The following is a 21,317-nucleotide window of genomic DNA, read 5'->3' as shown; positions in this document are numbered from 1 at the left end:
CCGAGGAGGATCCGTGGCCCAGCGCACAGAACGCGCCGACGCCCTGCGCAACCGAGAAGCCGTCCTGGCCGCGGCCGACGCCCTCTTCGCCGCCAGCAGCAGCCCCCACAGCGTGTCGATGGACGAGATCGCCGCGGCCGCGGGCGTGGGCAAGGGCACGCTGTTCCGCCGCTTCGGCGACCGCGCCGGCCTGATCGGCGCCGTGATCGCCTCCCGCCTCGAACCGCTCCGGCAAGCCGTACGGGAAGCACGGGACGCCGCCGACCGCGCACCGCGGCAGCGGGTGCTGGACCTCCTCGACGCCTCGCTGCGCTTCAAGATCGAGAACCGGAACCTGATGTCGGCAGCGGAGGACGCCGGGCTCAGCAGCCCCTACCGGGCCGGGCACTACGGCTGGTGGCACGAGACCCTCCGTACCGCACTGGAGCAGGTGCCCGGAGTGCGGGCCGCGGACTTCACCGCCCACGCCCTGCTGGCCGCCATCCGCGCCGACCTCGTCGCGCACCTGATCGACGAGCGGAACATGACGCCCGAGGCCCTGCGGTCCTCGCTCGCGGCCCACATCGGCAACGTCCTCGGCGGCGACAGCGACAGCGGACCGCCCGGCGCGTAGGCCGTCTCTTGCCCGGTCCGGCTCCACTTCGGCCGGATGACCGTGCAGCGACGCCGTGGCCGGACACCGACGTCACGGCCGGACCGTTGCCCGGTCCGCCTCCGCCTCCGCCCGCGCCAGCGCCTTCTGCCGTACGGTCCGCAGCGCGGCGAGATCGTTCGCGTGGTCGGCGCCCAGCGTCTGCTCGGCATCGCCCTGCGCCGCCGCGACGGCAGCGGCGCGGCCGGCCCTGACCTGGCAATCGGCGCCCGCCTTCGACAGCTTCAGCTCGACGCCGGCGACCGCGTGGATCCCGGCCGGGTCCTACCCGGCGGACCTTCCCGGTCACAGCACCAGCGTGCCCGCGTCCGCTCCCGCGTCCTTCACGCACGCACTCCAGGCACCCTGCGCCTCCACATGGCGGCCGTCGGCCCGGACCTTGTCTACCAGGGCGTCGGCGAGGACCTGGAAGGTGTTGTAGAGCCTGTGGCAATCCGGCCCGAACAGGCCGGACTTGGCGTCGCTGACGCAGGAGTCCGAGTGGTAGAAGAACTGCCGCCCCAACGGCATCTTCAGGTCCACGCGGTGCGCGGGCGTGCCCAGCAGGGCCTCCTTCCAGCGGTCGTTCGCGCTCTCGCCGGCGTTGGCGTCCTCCTGCGGCCGCACGGCCAGCGCCGTGCTCGTGATGCCGTACCCGTCGTCGACCGCCTGCGCGACGGCGAGCAGCCCGTAAGGATTCGCGTCGGCGATGCGGTTGCCCGTGGCCAGCGGCTGGGGGCGGTAGGTGAAGCCGCGCCGCCGCATGCAGGCGGCGACGAGATCCTCCTCCGCCGCGTGCAGGGCCACGCTAGTGATCCGGCGGCCACCGAACGTTTCACTGGGTGGGGCGTCGGCAGCGTCGGATGTGTATAAGAGCCCGCTCCCGCTCAGCCCTGCGCCGCCGTCGCGGCGCCCACCTCCGCCTCCGCGATGCCGACCGGCCAGGTGTGCACGGGTTCGCCCTTGTGCATCAGTTCGCTGTAGCGGCGCGTGGTCGCCGCCAGCGCCGCGTCCCGCTCCAGCCCGGCGGCGCGCGCCCGGTGGTAGGTCTCCACCTGCCAGGTCGCCCCGTTCACCCGGCGCCGACATCGCTCCTCGATGATCCCGAGGTAGTGGTCCCGGTCGGCGGGCTCGATCCCCCACGCGTCCAGGCCCGCGGCGGCCATCGGCAGCAGCTCGTCCAGCACCAGCCGTACCGCCGGCACGCTCGCCAGCCCCCCGCCCCGGCCCCGGCGCGGCCAGCGCAGCCGGGCCTCGATGCCGTAGCGGCAGGCCGCGTCGAAGTTGGCCTCGGCCTCCGCGAAGGGCAGCCGGCTCCACACCGGGCGCGGTTCGTCCGCGAGGGTCCGCACCAGCCCGTAGTAGAAGGCCGCGTTGGCGACCACGTCGGCCACCGTCGGCCCGGCGGGCAGCACCCGGTTCTCCACGCGCAGGTGCGGCACCCCGTCGGCGACCCCGTACACGGGCCGGTTCCAGCGGTAGACGGTGCCGTTGTGCAGCACCAGCTCCTGCAGGCTCGGCACCCCGCCCTCGGCGAGCACGCGCAGCGGCTCCTCCTCGTCGCAGATCGGCAGCAGGGCCGGGAAGTAGCGGACGTTCTCGGCGAAGAGCTCGTACGCCGAATCCACCCACCGCTCGCCGAACCAGGTGCGCGGCCGCACCCCCTGCGCCTGGAGCTCGGGCGGCCGGGTGTCGGTGGCCTGCTGGAAGAGCGGCGGCCGCGACTCCCGCCACAGCTCCCGGCCGAACAGGAACGGCGAGTTGGCGCCGACGGCTATCTGTACGGCGGCCACCGCCTGTGCCGCGTTCCACACGTCCGCGAACCGGGCCGGTGTCACCTGCAGGTGCAGTTGTACGGAGGTGCAGGCGGCCTCCGGCACGATCGACCCGGAGGTCCAGGTCAGCCGCTCGACACCGTCGATGTCCAGCGTGAAGTCCTCGCCGCGCATCGTCAGGATCTGCTCGTTCAGCAGCGAGTAGCGGTCCACCGCCGAGAGGTTGGCGGTGACCAGGTCCGCGCGGGAGATCGTCGGCAGGATTCCGATCATCACCACGCCGGCGTCGATCTCCACGGCCTGCCGGTGGGCATAGCCGAGACCCGCGCTCAGTTCCTCGGCGAGCTGGTCGAATACCCGGCCGCCGAGCCGGTGCGGGAGTACGTTCACCTCCAGGTTGAACATTCCGAGTTCCGTTTGGAAATCAGGGCTGGCAATCCGTTCGAGCACCTGGGCATTCACCATTCTCGGCAACCCGTCGGCACCCGCGAGATTCAGCTCGATCTCCAGCCCCATCATGTTCTTGGGCCGATCGAACCTCTTCTCCGCCAGAAGCCGCTCCAGTACCTCCAGGCACTCGTGAAGCTTCCTCCGGTACCGTTGCCGATCGGACAGGTCGAATCCGCCCGCCACGACCTTCTCCCCCATCGAAGCTTCCCTCCTCGAGTGGGCCTGGTCGGCGTGGAAAGATCCGTCACCCAGGCGCGCGTTTACGGTCGATGATGCCCCGGCGGAGTGATCGATAACGCGGGAGGGGCGTGACTGGCGAGGAGCGCGCGCCGGTTTGGCCGACAGGCGCTTTGGCACATTCGCCTGGCAAGCGGCTGTACGCAATTACCGCGTCGACTTTGCCGGTTCCGGATAACCGATGCTTTCCAGCCGAGCCCCCGTCCGGTAACCTCCGAGGTCAGCGCGGCATTTTTGCGCGCACCGGGCATGAATGCCATGTCAGAGGGACCGGTAAGCGTCTTGTCGGCAATAGGCGGGACAGCTACTCGAAACACTGCGTGAACACATGTCGTATAAACTCCGCAAACGAGGCAGAGAGTTGGCGCGCGGCCATTGCCCCTCAGCCCCCCTCTGGCCCCAGAATGCGACAGCGCCGTCCCGCACCCGCACCCCGCCCCCGTTCCACCGGTCTCCCAAGTGAGAGGCGACCCACCATGCCGCTGCATGTCCCTCCGGCTCCCGCGCCCGCCCTGCGCAGCGTCCTCGCGGCCCTCGGTTCTCCCAGCGCCGTCAATGAGGCGCACACCCCGGCCCTGCGCGCCCTGCAGGGTCCGATGACAGCCGAACTGCCGCTGCCCGTCCACGTCCTGGACCGGCTGAACATCTCCGGCCTGACCGCGGGCGGCAGGCCGCCGCGCACCCGGCTGACCGGCTGGCGGTTCCTGATCCGCAGCGGGGACCGCTACGTCGCGGCGGCCGACACCCGGTTGACACCCGACGGGTGGGCCTTCTCCCACTTCTTCGAGGGCCCCTACGTCGCCGCCACCGAACGCGCACTGCGCCAGGCCGAGTCGCTCGGCAAGAACTACCAGCCGCGGCTGCTGTCCGTACCGGAGCTGTACATGCTGACGCTGTGGCTGCACGGATCGGTGGGCGCCGACGCCTCCGCCGGACTGCCGGCCGCCGCCGACCTGCTCGTCCCGCTGGCGCCCGCCCCGCCGGGCATCGCCGCCTACCGGCCGCACCCGGTGTCCGAACTGCTGCCCGTGATGACCCACCGGCTCAAGCCCTCGGCGGCGCCCCCGGTCCCGCCCTCGATGGCGGCCCCGGCCGCCTGATCGGGCCCCGTGGCCGGAACTGCCCATTCGGCCTAGCCCACTCGGGCCCCCTGCGAACCATCCGAAATGACAGGGGAGTTGACTTGAACCGCCCGCACGGGTGATGCGTCATCAATCTATGAGGACAGCTACCGGGAAATCCCTCCGGACACCGTGCCGTGGGGGAACACTGGGACCCTGACCGAGCCAAGTCGTCTATACGGGGGGCGGCCATGAACACCGCATCGAGCCGCAGCACACAGCAGACCACACCGCAGCGAAAGAACGCATCCATGTGCCAGCACAAGCCAGCATGCCCGTCCGCCGACTCCGCCGACCGGGAGGCCGCGCACCCCGTGGCCGTGCACCCGGAACAGGGCTGGAGCCTGCTGTGCAACGGCGTCCTGCTCTTCGAGGACACCGGTGAGCTGCTGCCTGACGGCCAGATCATCGCTCCGCACCGCCCGCTCGCGGCGACGCAGGTGATGAAGGCGGCCTAGGCTGCCGGCCAGACCGCAAACGAAGGGGCCGGCCCGGGAGGAACACCTCCCGGGCCGGCCCCTTCGTCACGTCACGCGGACGGACGGCGGATCAGTTGTCGTACTCGTCCAGCGGCGGGCAGGAACACACGAGGTTCCGGTCGCCGAAGGCACCGTCGATGCGGCGCACCGGCGGCCAGTACTTCTCCGCGGCCGAAACCCCACCCGGGAAGACGGCCTCGTCGCGGCTGTACGGGTGGTTCCACTCGCCGCCCAGCGCCGCCGCCGTGTGCGGGGAGTTGGCCAGCGGGTTGTCGTCCACCGGCCACTCGCCGCCCGCGACCCGCTCGATCTCGGCGCGGATGGCGATCATCGCGTCGCAGAAGCGGTCGATCTCGGCGAGGTCCTCGGACTCCGTCGGCTCGATCATGAGCGTGCCGGCGACCGGGAAGGACATGGTCGGCGCGTGGAACCCGTAGTCGATCAGGCGCTTGGCGATGTCGTCGATGCTGACGCCCGTCGCCTTCGACAGGGGCCGCATGTCGATGATGCACTCGTGCGCGACCAGGTTGCCCGGGCCGGTGTAGAGCACCGGGTAGTGCGGCTCCAGCCGCTTGGCGATGTAGTTCGCGCCGAGCACCGCCACCTGGGTGGCGCGCTTGAGGCCCTCGCCGCCCATCAGGCGCACGTACGACCAGGAGATCGGCAGGATGCCGGCCGAGCCCCACGGAGCGGCCGAGATCGGGCCGACGCCCGTCTCGGGACCGGCGGTCGGCTGCAGCGGGTGGTTGGGCAGGTACGGGGCCAGGTGCGCCCGGACACCGACCGGGCCGACGCCCGGGCCGCCGCCGCCGTGCGGGATGCAGAAGGTCTTGTGCAGGTTCAGGTGCGAGACGTCGCCGCCGAAGTGGCCCGGCTTGGCCAGGCCCACCAGGGCGTTGAGGTTGGCGCCGTCCACGTAGACCTGGCCGCCGACGTCGTGCACCTGGGCGCAGATGTCGGCGACGTGCTCCTCGAACACACCGTGCGTGGAGGGGTAGGTGATCATCAGCACGGCGAGCTCGTCGCGGTACTGCTCGATCTTGGCGCGCAGGTCGTCCGCGTCCACCTCGCCGTCGTCGGCGGTCTTGACGACGACGACCTTCATGCCGGCCATCACGGCGCTGGCGGCGTTGGTGCCGTGCGCGGAGGACGGGATGAGGCAGACGGTCCGCTGCTCGTCGCCGTTCGCCCGGTGGTAGGCGCGGACGGCCAGCAGGCCGGCGAGCTCACCCTGGGAGCCGGCGTTGGGCTGAATGGAGACCTTGTCGTAGCCGGTCACCTCGCAGAGACGTTCCTCCAGCTCGGTGATGAGCGTGAGGTACCCCTCGGCCTGGTCGACCGGGGCGAACGGGTGCAGCTGGCCGAATTCGGGCCAGGTGACCGGCTCCATCTCGGTGGTCGCGTTGAGCTTCATGGTGCAGGAGCCCAGCGGGATCATGCCGCGGTCCAGCGCGTAGTCCTTGTCCGAGAGCTTGCGCAGGTAGCGCAGCATCGCGGTCTCGCTGCGGTGCTGGTGGAAGACCGGGTGGGTCAGGTACGCGTCCTCGCGCAGCAGCGCCTCGGGAAGCGCGTCGGCCGCGGTGGCGTCGAGGGCCTCCAGGTCGGCGGTGACCCCGAAGGCGGTCCAGACGGCCTCGACGTCGGCGCGCAGGGTGGTCTCGTCGCAGGCGACGGAGACCAGGTCGGCGTCCACCTGGAAGAGGTTGACCCCGCCCTCGCGGGCCGCGGCCACGACCTCGGCGGCGCGGCCCGGGACCCGGGCGGTGACGGTGTCGAAGTAGGAGCCGTGCACGATCTCGACCCCGCCGGCCGTCAGACCGGCGGCGAGCAGGGCGGCGTAGCGGTGCGTGCGGCGGGCGATCGTCCGCAGGCCGTCCGGGCCGTGGTAGACGGCGTACATGCCGGCCATCACGGCGAGCAGCACCTGCGCCGTGCAGATGTTGCTGGTGGCCTTCTCACGGCGGATGTGCTGCTCACGGGTCTGCAGCGCCAGCCGGTAGGCCTTGTTCCCGTCCGCGTCGACGGAGACGCCGACGAGGCGGCCGGGGAGCGAGCGGGCGTGCTTGGCCTGGACGGCCATGTAGCCGGCGTGCGGTCCGCCGAAGCCCATCGGGACGCCGAAGCGCTGGGTGGTGCCCACCGCGATGTCCGCGCCCAGCTCGCCCGGCGAGGTCAGTAGGGTCAGGGCGAGCAGGTCGGCGGAGACGGCGACGATCGCGCCGAGCCCGTGGGCCTGGTCGATGACCGGCTTGATCGCGCGGACCGCGCCGGAGGCGCCCGGGTACTGCAGGAGCACGCCGTAGACGCCGCGCTCGGCGATCTCGGCCGGGATGCCCTCGGACAGGTCGGCGACGACGACCTCGATGCCGATCGGCTCGGCGCGGGTCTCGATCACCGCGATGGTCTGCGGCAGCGCGTCGGCGTCGATGAGGAAGACGTTCCCCTTGGCCTTGCCCACCCGGCGGGCCAGCGTCATGGCCTCGGCGGCGGCGGTGCCCTCGTCGAGCAGGGAGGCGCCCGAGGTCGGCAGGCCGGTCAGCTCGGCGACGACGGTCTGGAAGTTGAGCAGGGCCTCGAGGCGGCCCTGGGAGATCTCCGGCTGGTACGGCGTGTAGGCCGTATACCAGGCGGGGTTCTCCATGACGTTGCGCAGGATCACCGGCGGCGTGAAGGTGCCGTAGTAACCCAGGCCGATCATGGAGGAGAGGACCTGGTTGCGGTCGGCGAGCTGACGCAGCTCGGCGAGCACCTCGGCCTCGGTCCGCGCCTCGGGCAGGTTCAGCGCGGCAGTGGTCTTGATCACATCCGGTACCGCGGCGGCGGTGAGCTCGTCCAGGGAGCCGTAGCCCACGTGGGCGAGCATCTTCGCCTGCGCCTCGGCATCCGGGCCGATGTGGCGCTGCTCGAAGGGGATGCCTCGCTCCAGCTGGGAGAGCGGAATGCGGTTGGCGGTCATGTACGGAGGCCTCCTGGTCGTACGACCTGCGAGGGGCACCACGGCGCGGGCACCCGGACGGCCTCCCCCTCTGTCATCACAACCTGAGAGCTTCACCGGGCCGCTCGAGGATCGCTCGCGAGGTCCGGCTTTCACCGTCGGTGAGGAGGGAACCGGCACTGCGCGCCCGGTACCCGTCCTGCTTTCCAGAGTGGCCTCACCACGTGCGGTACGTATGCCTGAGAGATTCCGGGGAGGATTTGCTCCTTCGGCGCCTCCGTCGAACTCACTCGGAGGACTCTCCCGCACAGGGTCAACAGCCGTCACCCAGCCTACCAGCGAGGATCTGGCCCCCTCCCTCGAGTGGCCCCCTCTCCGGAAATGCACTTTTGTAGTCATTACGGATGAGTGCGCTCCAATGGAGGGACCGGACCGTGCAGACAGACATCGATCCGCGGAGCCTGATCGGCCGCAAGGCGTTCGACCGCAATGGCACCAAGATCGGCACCGTCGACGAGGTCTACCTCGACGATGCCACGGGCGTCCCCGAATGGGCCGCCGTACGGACCGGCCTCTTCAGCCGGGACGCCTTCGTCCCCCTGGAGCCCAGCGAGATGGTCGGCGAGACCCTGCGGGTGCCCTTCGAGCGCTCCCTCATCAGGGACGCCCCCGACTTCGGCGTCGGCCGCCACCTCTCCCCCGAACAGGAGCTGCAGCTTTACCACCACTACGGCCTGGACGTGACCCTCCCCAGCGAGTTCCACCGCGACTTCGGCCACGTGGCGGGCGGCGAAACCTAGACCGTACCCACCAGCGGCAGCGGATCGGACGGCTCCAGTTCGGGGTCGTCCACCAGGAACGTCCGCACCCGGCCCGGCTCGGACCCGGGCTGTTCGAACCGTACGGTCACCCGCCCGACTCCGCTGCCCTGGACCCACCCGGGTCCGTGCACCGCGTGCCGGACGTCGCAGCCGGCCGGCCAGCGCCGCCCGGGAGCGGCCTCGGGCTCGGCCGCGGACCCCGCGCCGCCCTGACCCTGGCCCTGGCCCTGGTCTGAGCCCTGGCCCTGGTCTGAGCCCTGGCCCTGGCCCGGCTCCGCGCCCTGACCCCGGGGGGTCCCTGTCGTCCCGTCCGCCCCCACGACCGCCCCCGCGGCCGCGCCGGGCGGCGGCGCGTCTTGCGTTCCGGCGGCCTCGGGCACCGCACCCGTCTCGGCGGCCCCAGCGGCCCCACCGACCCCGTCCGGCCCAGCGCCCCCGGTTTCCCCGTCCTCCCCCTCGGCGGCCAGCGCGAAGGCGAAGAGGTCCTCCTGCGTGTAGTCCGCCAGCCCCGTCACGCCCACTCCCAGCAGCCGGACCCCGCCCGTGGTGTCCACCGCCTCCAGCAGCCGCGCGGCCGCCTCCCGGACCACCCTCGGGTCGTCCGTCGGCCCCCGCAGGGTCTCGGAGCGGGTGAGCGTGGAGAAGTCGTAGCGCCGCACCTTGAGCACGATGGTCCGCCCCGAGTGCCCGGAGGCCCGCAGCCGCTCCACGCACCGGTCCGCGAGCCGCTGCACCTCGCCCCTGATCCGCACCCGGTCGTGCAGGTCCACATCGAAGGTGTCCTCGACCGACACGGATTTCGCGTCGCGCTCGGCGACCACCGGCCGGTCGTCCAGCCCCAGGGCCATCCGGTACAGCCCGACGCCGTGCGAGCGCCCCACCATCCGGACCAGCTCGTCCTCGCCGGCCTCCGCCAGCTCCCCCACCGTGGTGATCCCGGCCCGCCGCAGGTGCTCCCCGGTGGCCGGCCCCACGCCGGGCAGGGTCCGCACCGACATCGGCGCGAGGTGCTCGCGCTCCGTGCCGACCCCGATCAGCAGCAGCCCGGCCGGCTTGGCCTCCTCGGAGGCCACCTTGGCCAGCATCTTGGATCCGGCCAGCCCCACCGATCCGCTGAGCCCGGTCGCGGCCGTGATGTCCGCCCGCAGCCGCTGCCCGACGGCCCGCGCGCCCGGCGCGTCGAAGGCGACGCCGCCGGCCTCCAGGTCCACGAAGGCCTCGTCCAGGCTGAGCGGCTCCACGAGCGGGGACAGCTCGCGCAGGAGGGCCATGACCGTGTCGCTGACCGCCCGGTACAGGCTGAAGCGCGGGATCAGGCACGCGCCGTTCGGGCAGAGGCGGCGCGCCTGGGCCATCGGCATCGCCGAGTGCACCCCGAACCGCCTGGCCTCGTACGAGGCGGTGGCGACGACCCCGCGCGGTCCGAGCCCGCCGACGATGACCGCCTTGCCCCGCAGGCTCGGCTTCGACGCCTGCTCCACGGAGGCGTAGAAGGCGTCCATGTCCAGGTGCAGGATGGTCGGCGCGGCTCTCACAGCCCCGATGCTGCCCTACGCCACTGACAAACGACCCGAGGCCGCCCGGCGCCACCCGCCGCCGAGGCGGGCGGTTTGCGAACCCCGGGGCGACGGCCGGAAGGGCCCGGGACGGCCCCGAAGGGGGTCCAAGGGCCCTTCCCGCCTCAGACGGCCCGGTTCCTCCGAGCGGCCAGCTCATCGGCCGGGTTGTGCCCGACCACCGTCTCGCCCGTGTCCACGCGCTCCCCGTGCAGCTGCGACAGCGCCTTCTCGACGTCGCGCCACACGACGCCCACGGCGATCCCGAAGACTCCCTGACCGCCCTGGAGCAGGCTCACGACCTGGTCCGGGGAGGTGCACTCGTACACGGTCGCGCCGTCGCTCATCAGCGTCATGCGCTCAAGGTCCGAGAAGCCCCGGTCGCGCAGGTGCTGCACGGCGGTGCGGATGTTCTGCAGCGCCACCCCGGTGTCCAGGAAGCGCTTGACGATCTTGAGGACCACCACGTCCCGGAAGCTGTACAGGCGCTGCGTGCCGGACCCGTAGGCGGGCCGCACGCTCGGCTCCACCAGCCCGGTCCGCGCCCAGTAGTCGAGCTGCCGGTAGGTGATCCCCGCCGCGGCGCACGCCGTCGGCCCCCGGTAGCCCACCTGCTCGGGTGCGGACTCGCCGCCCGCGCCGTCCTGGGACCCCACCGGTCCCATCGGACCGACCGGTCCGGGCTCCTGCTGACGGCGCGCGGAGCTCACCGCACCCGCACCACCGTGCAGCGGGTACGGCCCACCGTCACTCCGTGCGGGGATGCCCCCGGTCGTACCGTCGCCCGTGACTCTCACGCCGACCCTCCGTCCTTGACCTGCCATCTCGAAGGTAGGCAGTCACCAGGGGTGCGTCAACGATCGCCACACTCGGCACGCCGAGTGATAATCACCCTGAGAGTGGTTTCCCGTACCCCATTGTGGGGAAAGGCTACTCGAATGGGCTGAAATATCCCGGAGGCGGAGGCGCTCCGCGCCTCACTGCGGGCCCGTACCGAAGTCCTCTGGCGAGATCTGGTCGAGGAACTCGCGGAACTTCTCCACCTCGTCCTCCTGCTCGTCCGGGATCGCGATTCCGGCGTCGTCCAGCACGCCGTCGCTGCCGTAGATCGGCGTCCCGGTGCGCAGGGCGAGCGCTATGGCGTCGGACGGCCGCGCGCTCACCTCGACCCCGCTGGCGAAGACCAGCTCCGCGTAGAAGACGCCCTCCCGCAGATCCGTGATCCGGACTTCGGTGAGCTCCTCGCCGATCGCCTCCAGCACGTCCTTGAAAAGGTCGTGCGTCAGCGGTCGGGCAGGGGCCATGCCCTGCTGCGCGAAGGCGATGGCAGTCGCCTCCCCTGGTCCGATCCAGATGGGGAGGTACCGATCGCCTCCCACTTCACGCAGGAGCACGATCGGTTGGTTCGAGGGCATTTCCACCCGGACACCCACAACGTCGAGCTCGTTCACACAGCAACCCTAGGACCTGCCCGGCCGGTTTGGGTAGTCGGGCTCCCCCCGGGCTCCGCGAGGACTCCCCCCTGGGACCCCCCTGGTCAGTCCAGCCGCACCCCGAGAGCCGTCTGTACGAGGGCCTCGTGCAGCCGTACGGAGAGCCCCGCGAGCTCTTTCAAAGTGGCTTCCGCATGCGCCCTGGTCTGGGGATTGCGGTGCCGGCGCAGCGGGGCGACGACCTGCTCGACCAGCCCGGCCTCCCGGTCGGCGGCGGCCTTCATCGCCCGCAGGTGGCGCGGCTCCAGACCGAATCGCCCGAGATCGGCCACCAGACGGGCCACGGTGACCGCCTCGGCGTCGAATCCGCCGCCCGGCACCTCCGCGAGGAGCCCGTACGACTCCCACTCGACGAGTTGCACCTCGTCCACGTCGGCGGCGGCGATCAGCTCGGCCCGGTCCACCCTGGCCACGGTCGGCCGCTCGCGGCCCACCTCGCCGTAGAGGGCGACGGGGCTCGCGGGATCGACGGACTCCCCGTGCGCCGCGGGCGCCGGGATGCGGATCTGCTCGCCGCGGGCCAGCGCGTCGAGCTGATCGCGGATGACCTTCAACGGGAGGTAGTGGTCCCTCTGGAGCCGCAGGATGTGGGCCAGGCGCTCGACGTCGCCGGTGGCGAACTTGCGGTATCCGGAAGGTGTGCGCCGGGGCTCGACGAGCCCCTCCGCCTCCAGGAAGCGGATCTTCGAGATCGTGACTTCGGGGAACTCGTCACGCAGCATCGTGAGCACCGTTCCGATGCTCACCAGCCGCCCGGCCTGGGAGGCGGTGCCGGCGGTGCCGCTCTTGGCGGCACCGCCTGCCGGGATACGCAGCATGGGACCTTCCCTTGAAGGGTCAGTGCCCCCGCAGGCTCGCGTAGAAGACCAGCCGGTACTTGCCGATCTGCACTTCGTCGCCGTTGTGGAGGGAGACGGAGTCGATCGGTTCACGGTTCACGTACGTGCCGTTGAGGCTGCCGACATCGGCGACGGTGAAGCCGCCGTCGTGGCTCCGACGGAATTCGACATGGCGCCGGGAGACGGTGACGTCGTCCAGGAAGATGTCGCTCTGCGGGTGCCGGCCGGCCGTCGTCAGCTCACCGTCCAAGAGGAAGCGGCTGCCGGAGTTCGGGCCGCGCCGCACGATGAGCAGGGCGGAACCCGGGGGCAGTGCCTCCACCGCGGCCTGGGCCTCGGGGGACAGCGAGGACGACACGTGCGTCTGTCCCGACACCTCGGCCTCGTAGGCCTCGAGGCCCGAGATCGAGATGGTGGACGTGGTCTCCGAGGCACGCTCCGGCGTCAGACCCGCCCGCAACGGCGCCCCGCAGTTGGAGCAGAACCGGCTCGCCGCATCGCTGCGGTGCCCGCACCTGCTGCAAACCTGCTCGGCCGACATGGACGGCTCCTCGCGCCGCGGCTGCCCCGCGGAGGCATTGGTGGCATACGGGTCGGGCGCAAACCCTCCACCCGTACTTGAGGTTGATGGTTCACCGAAACCTATGCGTCCGGTACCGGCAGGGTCAACAGCCGACGCGCCCCGTGCGCCCGAATTATCACCCGCACCCGCGACCTCGTCCCGGAAGAGCGGCCGGTCGCCCTGCCCTTCCACGTCGCCGTGCCCCGCGCGGTGCCTGGCCGCACCGCTTTCCTCGCGGTTCTTCTTGCCGAACAACTTCTCAAACAACTTCACGGGCGATTCCCCTTGACCGAAACAGACCCGCCCGTGGGGCAGGACGAACTCCGAATGCAACACCTGCCGACCCGGACATACTTACAACGTCCGTAACCATCAGACAGTTTCCACCACGCACCGCGACTTCGGTGCGCCGACCCCCCGCAGGCATTCGCCCGCGTGAGCCGGTCTGCTCCTCGTCCCGCCTCACGGCGATGACGACCGAGCGTAGTCAGGCTGCTTCGCAGCCCGCAAGGCATCCACGACGATCTTCGCCGGTCGTGTGACGGTGACCACCGCCTGTTCCTTCTCCAGCGACTGCACGACGCCACCTGGAATGTTGAGCGCCGGCTCCAGGTCCTGCGGCTTGCCGATCACCTTGAACTCATAAGGCTGTGTGATCTTCTTACCGTCGATCGCGACCCCGCCGCCCTCCTCGGAGAAGTACGAGCCCGCCACCACGCGCACCCCGTTGATCTGGATCGCCTCGGCACCGGCCGCCCGCAGTTCCTGGAGCGTGTCCAGCAGCTTGTCCGACTGCACCTGGCCCTTGGGGTCCGCGATCTTCAACACGATCCCCGGCCCCTGTGCCGCCACCGTTCCGGCCAGGATCCCGAGTTGGCGTTCCTTCTCGACGGTCTGCTTGCGGGCCTCCTCGGCCTGGTTGGAGCTGCTCTCCAGCCCCCGGCGCTGCTCCTCGAGCTTCTGCTTCTCGTCCTCCAGCCGCTTGGTCCGCCCGTCCAGCTCGTCGAGGATCCGTACGAGGTCCTCCTGGCGGGCACCGCGCAGCGCGCTGGAGTCGCTGTTCGACCGTACCTGAATGGCCAGACCGAGCCCCAGGACGAACAGCAGCACCGCGACGATCAGTTGGGCACGGCTCACCCGCGGCGGCCACAGGCTGGCCGCCAGCCGCTGCCGGCCCGTCTCCCCGGGCTCGGGCTGGCTCTTCTACACATCTCCGAGCCCACGAGACTAGGCCCTCCCCTACCCGGCGGCCTCCCCCCACCGTTCCCCGAGCGGCCGCCGGACGGCCGCCGGGCCGGAGCCGGTCCGGATTCCGACCCCGGTCAGGAGACCGGTTCCAGGCGGGCCGTGAACTCGCGGACCGCCGGTTCCTCTCGGTAGGGGTCCAGCCGGGAGCGGAAGTCCTCCAGGTACACCGCCCCGCGGTTCGAGCGGATCCCGGACAGCGCGTCCGCCGCCTGCGCGGCCGTCTGGCAGGCGGCCTCGACCTCCCGCTGCTGCACCCGCGCCGCCGCCAGCAGCAGCAGGCCGATCGCGCGGCGCCGCGCCTTCGTCGCCGGTAGCTCCCGCAGCGCCTCCTCCGCCCGCCTCGCCGCCGCGTCCGCCTGGCCCAGGTCCCGGTGGCAGTGCGCCAGTTCGTCCGCCAGGTACGCCTGGTCGAAGTGCCGGATCCACGCCGGGTCGTCGCCCGACTCCGGCTCCGCCCGCTCCAGCGCGGTCACCGCCCGCGAGGACAGCACCGCCGTGGCCCGGACATCGCCCAGCAGCGCGTGGCCCCGCGCCTCCGCCGCGTAGAACATCGCCTCCACGCGCGGGGTGACCTGCCCTCTCGTCCCCTCCTGCGCGGCCCGGGCCAGCTGCGCGATCTCCCGCGGATTGCCCAGTTCGGCGGCGAGGTGGCTCATCGAAGCGGCCAGGACGTAGCCCCCGTACGCACGGTCCCCGGCCGCCTGCGCCAGCCGCAGGGCCTGGATGTAGTAGCGCTGCGCGAGCCCCGGCTGGCCGGTGTCCACGGCCATGTAGCCCGCCAGCTCCGTCAGCCGGGCGACCGCCGCGAACAGCGCGCGGCCCACCGGCTCCCGGTACGAGCCGCCGATCAGCCCGGACACCACCGAGTTGAGGTAGTGCACGACCACCGGCCGCACGTGCCCGCTGCCGAAGCGGTGGTCGAGGTCCTTGAGGGCCTCGGTGGTCGCCTGGACCGCCTCCACGTCCGACATGCCCACGCGCGAGCCGCCGCTGCGCGCGACCTGCGCGTCGGCACCCGTGATCAACCAGTCGCGGCTCGGCTCCACCAGCGCGGAGGAGGCCACGCTCGATCCGGACAGGAAGTCGCGGCGCCCGACGTCGCTGCGCCACAGCTCGCAGACCTGCTCGATCGCGCCGACCACGGTCGGGGAGAACTGCAGGCCGACGCCGGAGGCGAGGTTCTTGCCGTTGGCCATGCCGATCTCGTCGATGGTGACGGTCCGGCCGAGTTTGCGCCCGAGCGCCTCGGCGATGATGCCGGGGGCCCGGCCGCGCGGCTGCTGGCCGCGCAGCCAGCGGGCCACGGAGGTCTTGTCGTAGCGGAGGTCGAGGCCGTGCTCGGCCCCGCACATGTTGACGCGCCGGGCGAGCCCGGCATTGGAGCACCCGGCTTCCTGGATGAGCGCCTGCAGCCGTTCGTTCGGCTGGCGGGCGACGAGAGGCCTGGCTGCCATGAAAAACCCCCAGAGGCCGCGGGTGACCGATGGATTGATCACTTCCCGCCTGATGTGCGGGGAATCTTCCCCATTGCGTCGTGTCGCTACCCACCTCCGGCGCCCCGGCCTCCCACGCGCCCCCCGCGATGCACCGATGCGCCCCGTATGCAGGATCGATGCTCCCGTCCCCGGCTGGTTTACGCCCGTAACCCCCGGTGACCGCAAGAGTTGTGTTGCACGTGGAAAAGACCATCGGAGTCACGGAGACCGCGCCCGTCCCCCTGCAGCGCAGTGAGCCGCTGCTGGACCATGCCGTGCGGTACACGGAAGAACGGCACTGGGACGTCTTCGCCGGCGCCTGGCTCGAGTCCGTCGACGGGCGGGAGCGGTGCTCCTGCGGGGCGGCCGACTGCCCGGCCCCCGGTGCGCACCCCGCGGTGAAGGAGTGGACCTCGCACGCCTCCGGCAGCGCCGTGCAGGTCAGGCGGCTCTGGGGCAAGAACCCGAAGGCCTCCATCCTGCTGCCGACCGGCCGGACCTTCGACGCGCTCGACGTGCCGGACGCGGCCGGCTTCCTGGCGCTCGCCCGGCTCCAGCGCATGCAGCGCACCCTCGGGCCGGTCATCGCCACCCCGGCCGGCCGGATGCTGTTCTTCGTCCTGCCGGGCGCCGGGGCGAAGGTGCCGGACCTGCTTCGCAAGATCGGCTGGCAGCCGGCCCAACTCGACCTGGCCGCGCGGGGCGAGGGCGAGTTCGTCGCCGCGCCCCCGACCCGCATCGGCGGGCGCGGGTCGGTGCAGTGGGCGCAGCCGCCGACGGCGGCGAACCGGTGGCTGCCGGACGTGGAGGAGCTGATCGACGCGCTCGCGTACGCGTGCGGCCGCGAGGCGGCGGCGGAGCGCACCCGGCGGGGCGCGTAGCCCCGGGGCGCTGACCCGCCCGTCCCGCGGCCTGCCCCGGCGGTTCCGTTCCGCCCTCCCCACCGGGGCGGGCGGAACGGAACCGCCGGGAAACTCATGACATACGTAACTGCCCCGCCCGCCGGCCCCCTCCTATGGTGAAGGAAGCAGTACACGGGGAACAGAACGAGAGGCGGGCGCATGCCGGACCAGGGCGTTGCGACGGGTGGGACCGACGGTACGAGGGGTGGCGGTGCGCGATCCGCGCCGTCCGGTGCGGCCGCCGTGCGGGTGGAAGGCCTGTGGAAGCGGTTCGGTGAGCAGGTGGCCGTCGCGGGGATCGATCTGGTGCTGCCCGCCGGGCAGTTCATCGGCCTGGTCGGGCCGAACGGCGCCGGCAAGACGACCACGCTGTCGATGGTGACCGGGCTGCTGCGCCCGGACATGGGCCGGGTGATCGTCGCAGGGCACGACGTGTGGGCGGACCCGGTCGAGGTGAAGTCCCGGATCGGCGTGCTGCCGGAGGGGCTGCGGCTCTTCGAGCGGCTCTCGGGGCGCGAACTGCTCGGCTACATGGGCCGGCTGCGGGGGCTGCCGGGCCACGAGGCGGACAGCCGGGCCACGCAGCTGCTGGACGTGCTGGACCTGGCCGGTTCGCAGAACAAGCTGATCGTCGACTACTCCACCGGCATGCGGAAGAAGATCGGCCTGGCGGCCGCGCTGCTGCACAACCCCGAAGTGCTGTTCCTGGACGAGCCGTTCGAGGGCGTCGACCCGGTGTCCGCGCAGACCATCCGCGGAGTGCTGGAACGTTACACCTCCTCCGGGGCCACGGTCGTCTTCTCCTCCCACGTCATGGAGCTCGTCGAATCGCTGTGCGACTGGGTGGCCGTCATGGCCGCCGGCCGCATCCGGGCCGCGGGCCCGCTGGCCGACGTACGGGGCGACGCGCCCTCGCTGCAGGCCGCGTTCCTGGAGCTGGTCGGGGCGCAGGGCCGGGCCACGGGCGAGTCGCTGGACTGGCTCGGCGGCGGCGCGGGCGCGAACGGCACGGGCAGCGGGGCGGTCCTGCGATGAACACGTCCGCACCCGCGGGACCGGGAACGGGACAGGGCACGGCGTCGGCCGTGGCCCCGCCGTCCACCGGCACCGGCACCGGCGCCACCTCGGCCGTCCCGGCCGTTTCCCTCACCCCCGTCTTCGTCCGCCTCAAGCTCTCCCTCCTCCGCAACGGCCTCAAGGGCTCCTCGAAGCGCAAGGCGGCCTACTTCGGCGCCCTCGCCTTCGCCGTCGTCGTCGCCTTCTTCGTCACGCTCAGCCTCGCCCTGCTGCGCGGCAACGCGCACGCGAGCTCGGTCGTCGTCCTGCTCGCGGCGGTCCTCGCCCTCGGCTGGACGTTCATGCCGCTGTTCTTCCCCACCGGGGACGAGACGCTCGACCCGAGCCGGCTGGTCATGCTGCCGCTGCGCCCGCGTCCGCTCGTACGGGCCCTGCTGGCCTCCTCGCTCGTCGGCATCGGGCCGCTGTTCACCCTGTGCCTGGCCGTCGGCTCGGCCATCGCCCTCGCCCACGGCGCCGCGGGCGCGGTGGCCGCCGTACTCGCCGTGCCGCTCCTGCTGCTCTGCTGCGTCGCGCTCGCCCGGGCGGTGGCGACGGCCAACGTACGGCTGCTGACCAGCCGCAAGGGGCGCGACCTCGCCCTGCTCAGCGGTCTGCTGATCGCCGTGGGCGCGCAGGTGGCGAACTTCGCCGCCCAGCGACTGTTCCAGAACGGCGGCCTGGAGAAGCTGGAGCCCGCCGAAGCCGTCGTCCGCTGGCTGCCGCCCGCGACCGCCGTCGGCATGGTGGACTCCGCCAGCGAGGGCGCGTACGCGGTCGCGGCCGCCCAACTGGCCGTCACCGTCGCCGCCCTGGCCCTGCTGCTGTGGTTCTGGGAGCGCGGCCTGACCAAACTCATGGTCACCCCGGACGGTTCGACGATCTCGGCGGCCAAGCCGAAGAAGGACCGGGGGGCGGGAGCCGGCGCCACCGCCCGCGGAGTGTGGTCGTTCCTGCCGGACAACCGTACGGGCGCGGCCATGCAGCGCACGCTGCGCTACATCGTCCGCGACCCGAAGACCAAGTCGGCCTGGGTGTCGGCCCTGGCGATCGGCCTGATCATCCCGGTCGCCAACGCCCTGCAGGGCAGCGGCTCGCTCTACCTGGCCTGCTTCGGCTCGGGCATGATCGGCGCCCAGATGTACAACCAGTTCGGGCAGGACACCTCGGCGTTCTGGATGGTCGCGCAGACCATTTCGAGCACCCGCGAGGCGTACGTGGAACTGCGCGCCCGCGCCCTGGCCCTCGCGCTGGTCACCGTGCCCTACACGGCGCTGGTCACGGCGGCGACGGCCGCCCTGGTCGACGACTGGCCCGGCTTCCTCGCCGTCCTGGGCCTGGCCCTGGCCCTGCTCGGCTCGATGCTGTGCACGGGGGCCGTGGCCTCGGCCCGCTTCCCGTACTCCATCCCGACGGACGGCGCCTTCAAGAACGCCGCCCCCGGCCAGGGCGCCCTGGCGTGGATGGGCATCGTCGGCGGCCTGTTCGCCTCGGCGCTGGTCTGCGCCCCGGTGATCGCCCTGACCATCTACCTCAGCGTCACGGACCAGCAGTCGCTCAGCTGGATCCTGTTCCCCCTGGGCGTGGCCTGGGGCACGCTGGCCGCCTGGGCGGGCCTGCGCATCGCGGCCCCCACGGTGGCGCGCAAGCTCCCGGAGATCCTGGTGGCGGTCAGCAAGGGCTAGGCCGGCTCTTTCGGATCTTGCCGGGCCCGCGACGCCCGGCACCGCGCCTGGCCGCGTTGTCGGGACGCCCGAGTACGTCCAGTACACGCAGCGCCCCTCCGCCTTGCCATGCACGGCACCAGACGCCGCGGGCTCGGCCGACAAGATCCGAAAGAGACGGCCTAAGCGGTACCGCCCGGGGCCAACGCCGGGGCCGGGGCCAACGCCTGCGCCAACGCCGGGGCCAGCGCCGGGGCCAGGGCGGCGTCGGCCTCGGCGAGGGCCGACGCGCCCGCGGTCAGGGAGTCGTGGACGAAGTGGACGGTGGCCCCTTCGATGCCGCAGTACTCCGAGATGCCGACCCGCAGCAGGCGCTCCACCGGCCCGTCCCAGCCCAACTCCTCGAACTTCGCCCGCGGGTAGCTCACCAGTGGGATCCAGACCATCCGCTTGCCCTTCAGGGCCGGGCGGGGGCGCCCGTAGGCGAAGCCGTTGTTCCAGACCCGGTCGATCCAGCCCTTCAGGAGGGCCGGCAGGCCGAACCACCAGAGCGGGAAGACCACCACGAGCAGGTCGGCGGCGGCGATCCGGGCCATGTGGGCCCGGGTCTCGGCGGAGTACTCCTTGTCCGGGTCGGACCAGTCCGGCTCGTCCTCGGGGCCCATCCGGGGGTCGAAGCCCTCGGCGTGCAGATCGAGCAGGTCGACCGTATGGCCTTCGGCCTCCAGCCGGGCCACGGCGCGGCGGGCCAACTGGACGGTCAGCGAGTCGGCGCGGGGGTGGGCCACGACCACCAGGGCGGCGCTCACCGGGTACCGGCGGCGGTGGCGGTTGCGGCGGAGGCGGCCGCGGGGGCCGCGGGGGCCAGGCGGACCAGCATCTTGCCGGTGTTCGCGCCGCGCATCATGCCCAGGAAGGCCTCCGCGGCGTGCTCGATGCCGTCCACGACGGTCTCCTCCGCGTGCAGGCTGCCGTCCGCCAGCCAGCCCGCCGCCCGCCCGATCCACTCCGGGAACAGGTCGAAATGGCTGGAGACCAGCATCCCGCGCAGGGTCACCTCGCGGGCCGCGGCCCGGAAGAGGTTGTCCGGGCCCACCGCCGGAGCGGTGGCGTTGTAGCCGCTGATCGCGCCGACCATGGCGATCCGGCCGCCCTGGCGCATCGCGCCGATGGCCGCCTGGAGGTGGTCCCCGCCGACCGCGTCGAGGTAGACGTCGATGCCCTCGGGGGCCGCCTGCGCGAGCTGGCCGGGCAGGTCGCCGCGGCGGTGGTCGACGGCCGCGTCGTAGCCGAACGCGTCCAGCAGTTTCCTCGTCTTCATCGGACCGCCCGCCGAGCCGATCACCCGGGAGGCCCCCAGGCGCCGCGCCAGCTGCCCGGCGACGCTGCCGACCGCGCCCGCCGCCGCCGAGACGAAGACGACGTCCCCCTCCTTGACCGGGGCGGTGCGGGTCAGCGCCGCGTACGCAGTCAGACCCGTGGTGCCCAGCGGGCCGAGGTACGAGGACGGCGAGGCGATCGCGGGGTCCACGACGGTGGCGGCGGCCGCGTCGAGGACCGCGTACTCCCGCCAGCCGAGGAAGTGCGAGACGGTCGCCCCGACCGGCACCGAGGCCGCGCGGGAGGCGACGACCTCGCCGATCGCGCTGCCTTCGAGGGCCGTGCCGAGGGCGAACGGCGGAATGTAGGAGGGGGCGTCGTCCATCCGGCCGCGCATGTACGGGTCCACGGACATCCAGGTGTTGCGGACGAGGATCTGTCCCTCGGCGGGCTCCGGGACCTCGGTGGTGACCAGGTCGAAGTGGTGGCGGCCCGGCTCGCCGACGGGGCGGGCGGCGAGGCGGATCTCACGGGAGACGGTCTCGGCGGGGATCGCGGCGCGGATCTCGGCGGGGATCGCGGAGGCGGTCCCGGTGGGGATCGCGGCGCGGATCTCGGCGGCGGTCTCGGTGCTGGTCATCCGACTGTTCCTTCCGGTGGCGGTGGCGGTGGCGGCCGCTCGGTCGCGGTCACAGGAACACCCTGTCCAGTGCCGCGCACGGGCCGCGCACGCGTCACGCACGGGCCGCCCGT

19 protein-coding genes and 1 riboswitch are annotated in these 21,317 nt (G+C 72.2%); of the genes, 7 read left to right on the top strand and 12 right to left on the bottom strand.

Translation table 11 applies throughout. The features are described from left to right. The first annotated feature begins 13 nt into the window (after positions 1–13). Entirely contained in the window at positions 14–613 is a 600-nt protein-coding gene (locus DRB96_RS31255) for a TetR/AcrR family transcriptional regulator (RefSeq protein WP_112451483.1), read from the top strand. Positions 614–937: 324 nt separating this feature from the next. On the opposite strand, the gene DRB96_RS31250 is transcribed toward DRB96_RS31255, so the two are convergent. Together DRB96_RS31250 and DRB96_RS31245 are read right to left on the bottom strand one after the other, a co-directional pair. Next, positions 938–1,438 carry a hypothetical protein gene (locus DRB96_RS31250; RefSeq protein WP_112451482.1) on the bottom strand — a complete coding sequence of 167 codons (501 nt, stop codon included), beginning with the start codon at positions 1,436–1,438 and terminating at the stop codon, positions 938–940. 80 nt (positions 1,439–1,518) lie between these two features. After that, complete coding sequence (locus tag DRB96_RS31245; protein ID WP_112451481.1) at positions 1,519–3,054, bottom strand: glutamate-cysteine ligase family protein; 1,536 nt, start codon at positions 3,052–3,054, stop codon at positions 1,519–1,521. Positions 3,055–3,569: 515 nt separating this feature from the next. Here DRB96_RS31245 and DRB96_RS31240 point away from each other — a divergent pair. Beyond that, a complete protein-coding gene (locus tag DRB96_RS31240) occupies positions 3,570–4,193 on the top strand; it encodes a hypothetical protein (RefSeq protein ID WP_162688906.1) in 624 nt (207 codons plus the stop codon). Between the two features lie 272 nt (positions 4,194–4,465). Continuing rightward, positions 4,466–4,672, top strand: a complete 207-nt coding sequence (locus DRB96_RS31235; protein ID WP_112451479.1) for a DUF5999 family protein — start codon at positions 4,466–4,468, stop codon at positions 4,670–4,672. 91 nt (positions 4,673–4,763) lie between these two features. Here DRB96_RS31235 and gcvP read toward each other — a convergent pair whose 3' ends face one another. Beyond that, on the bottom strand, positions 4,764–7,649 hold the full coding sequence (gcvP, locus tag DRB96_RS31230; protein WP_112453916.1) for an aminomethyl-transferring glycine dehydrogenase: 2,886 nt from the start codon (positions 7,647–7,649) through the stop codon (positions 4,764–4,766). 196 nt (positions 7,650–7,845) lie between these two features. After that, a riboswitch (glycine riboswitch) is annotated at positions 7,846–7,944 on the bottom strand. Between the two features lie 118 nt (positions 7,945–8,062). Here gcvP and DRB96_RS31225 point away from each other — a divergent pair. Next, the gene (locus DRB96_RS31225; RefSeq protein ID WP_112451478.1) at positions 8,063–8,428 is read left to right on the top strand and encodes a PRC-barrel domain-containing protein; all 366 of its coding nucleotides are present in this window, start codon (positions 8,063–8,065) and stop codon (positions 8,426–8,428) included. On the opposite strand, the gene DRB96_RS31220 is transcribed toward DRB96_RS31225, so the two are convergent. From DRB96_RS31220 to DRB96_RS31190, 7 genes are all read right to left on the bottom strand, one after another. Then, entirely contained in the window at positions 8,425–9,984 is a 1,560-nt protein-coding gene (locus DRB96_RS31220; protein WP_112451477.1) for a DNA polymerase IV, read from the bottom strand. The genes DRB96_RS31225 and DRB96_RS31220 overlap by 4 nt on opposite strands. A 146-nt stretch (positions 9,985–10,130) precedes the next feature. Then, a complete protein-coding gene (locus tag DRB96_RS31215) occupies positions 10,131–10,802 on the bottom strand; it encodes a MerR family transcriptional regulator (protein ID WP_239516448.1) in 672 nt (223 codons plus the stop codon). 180 nt (positions 10,803–10,982) lie between these two features. Continuing rightward, complete coding sequence (locus DRB96_RS31210; protein WP_030009777.1) at positions 10,983–11,456, bottom strand: bifunctional nuclease family protein; 474 nt, start codon at positions 11,454–11,456, stop codon at positions 10,983–10,985. Between the two features lie 86 nt (positions 11,457–11,542). Continuing rightward, a complete protein-coding gene (locus DRB96_RS31205; RefSeq protein WP_204357854.1) occupies positions 11,543–12,316 on the bottom strand; it encodes a MerR family transcriptional regulator in 774 nt (257 codons plus the stop codon). 19 nt (positions 12,317–12,335) lie between these two features. Then, positions 12,336–12,878, bottom strand: a complete 543-nt coding sequence (locus DRB96_RS46055) for an FHA domain-containing protein (RefSeq protein WP_275432032.1) — start codon at positions 12,876–12,878, stop codon at positions 12,336–12,338. Positions 12,879–13,361: 483 nt separating this feature from the next. Continuing rightward, a complete protein-coding gene (locus tag DRB96_RS31195) occupies positions 13,362–14,063 on the bottom strand; it encodes a DUF881 domain-containing protein (protein WP_112451474.1) in 702 nt (233 codons plus the stop codon). Positions 14,064–14,221: 158 nt separating this feature from the next. Next, positions 14,222–15,601: a transcriptional regulator gene (locus DRB96_RS31190; protein ID WP_112453912.1), complete on the bottom strand. Its 1,380-nt coding sequence runs from the start codon at positions 15,599–15,601 to the stop codon at positions 14,222–14,224. A gap of 221 nt (positions 15,602–15,822) precedes the next feature. On the opposite strand from DRB96_RS31190, the gene DRB96_RS31185 reads away from it, so the two are divergent. From DRB96_RS31185 to DRB96_RS31175, 3 genes are all read left to right on the top strand, one after another. Further along, positions 15,823–16,503, top strand: a complete 681-nt coding sequence (locus DRB96_RS31185; RefSeq protein WP_112451473.1) for a bifunctional DNA primase/polymerase — start codon at positions 15,823–15,825, stop codon at positions 16,501–16,503. Positions 16,504–16,683: 180 nt separating this feature from the next. Continuing rightward, on the top strand, positions 16,684–17,559 hold the full coding sequence (locus tag DRB96_RS31180; protein WP_112451472.1) for an ABC transporter ATP-binding protein: 876 nt from the start codon (positions 16,684–16,686) through the stop codon (positions 17,557–17,559). Further along, a complete protein-coding gene (locus DRB96_RS31175; RefSeq protein ID WP_239516323.1) occupies positions 17,556–19,265 on the top strand; it encodes a transporter in 1,710 nt (569 codons plus the stop codon). The genes DRB96_RS31180 and DRB96_RS31175 overlap by 4 nt, the downstream gene beginning before the upstream one ends. 161 nt (positions 19,266–19,426) lie before the next feature. On the opposite strand, the gene DRB96_RS31170 is transcribed toward DRB96_RS31175, so the two are convergent. Further along, a complete protein-coding gene (locus DRB96_RS31170; RefSeq protein ID WP_112451470.1) occupies positions 19,427–20,053 on the bottom strand; it encodes an NAD(P)H oxidoreductase in 627 nt (208 codons plus the stop codon). Further along, entirely contained in the window at positions 20,050–21,204 is a 1,155-nt protein-coding gene (locus tag DRB96_RS31165) for an NADP-dependent oxidoreductase (RefSeq protein WP_112451469.1), read from the bottom strand. Before DRB96_RS31165 ends, DRB96_RS31170 begins: the two co-directional genes overlap by 4 nt. Between the last annotated feature and the right edge of the window lie 113 nt (positions 21,205–21,317).

Source organism: Streptomyces sp. ICC1 (assembly GCF_003287935.1).
In the GTDB taxonomy this organism is placed as follows: domain Bacteria; phylum Actinomycetota; class Actinomycetes; order Streptomycetales; family Streptomycetaceae; genus Streptomyces; species Streptomyces tritrimontium.
This window is presented reverse-complemented; position numbering and strand designations above follow the sequence as displayed.

Bases quoted from the DNA above. Each gene is read 5' to 3' on its own strand.
- DRB96_RS31165 (WP_112451469.1), bottom strand. From the start codon at position 21,204: ATGACCAGCACCGAGACCGCCGCCGAGATCCGCGCCGCGATCCCCACC.
- gcvP (WP_112453916.1), bottom strand. From the start codon at position 7,649: ATGACCGCCAACCGCATTCCGCTCTCCCAGCTGGAGCGAGGCATCCCC.
- DRB96_RS31205 (WP_204357854.1), bottom strand. From the start codon at position 12,316: ATGCTGCGTATCCCGGCAGGCGGTGCCGCCAAGAGCGGCACCGCCGGC.
- DRB96_RS31190 (WP_112453912.1), bottom strand. From the start codon at position 15,601: ATGGCAGCCAGGCCTCTCGTCGCCCGCCAGCCGAACGAACGGCTGCAG.
- DRB96_RS31240 (WP_162688906.1), top strand. From the start codon at position 3,570: ATGCCGCTGCATGTCCCTCCGGCTCCCGCGCCCGCCCTGCGCAGCGTC.
- DRB96_RS31245 (WP_112451481.1), bottom strand. From the start codon at position 3,054: ATGGGGGAGAAGGTCGTGGCGGGCGGATTCGACCTGTCCGATCGGCAA.
- DRB96_RS31235 (WP_112451479.1), top strand. From the start codon at position 4,466: ATGTGCCAGCACAAGCCAGCATGCCCGTCCGCCGACTCCGCCGACCGG.
- DRB96_RS31175 (WP_239516323.1), top strand. From the start codon at position 17,556: ATGAACACGTCCGCACCCGCGGGACCGGGAACGGGACAGGGCACGGCG.
- DRB96_RS31180 (WP_112451472.1), top strand. From the start codon at position 16,684: ATGCCGGACCAGGGCGTTGCGACGGGTGGGACCGACGGTACGAGGGGT.
- DRB96_RS46055 (WP_275432032.1), bottom strand. From the start codon at position 12,878: ATGTCGGCCGAGCAGGTTTGCAGCAGGTGCGGGCACCGCAGCGATGCG.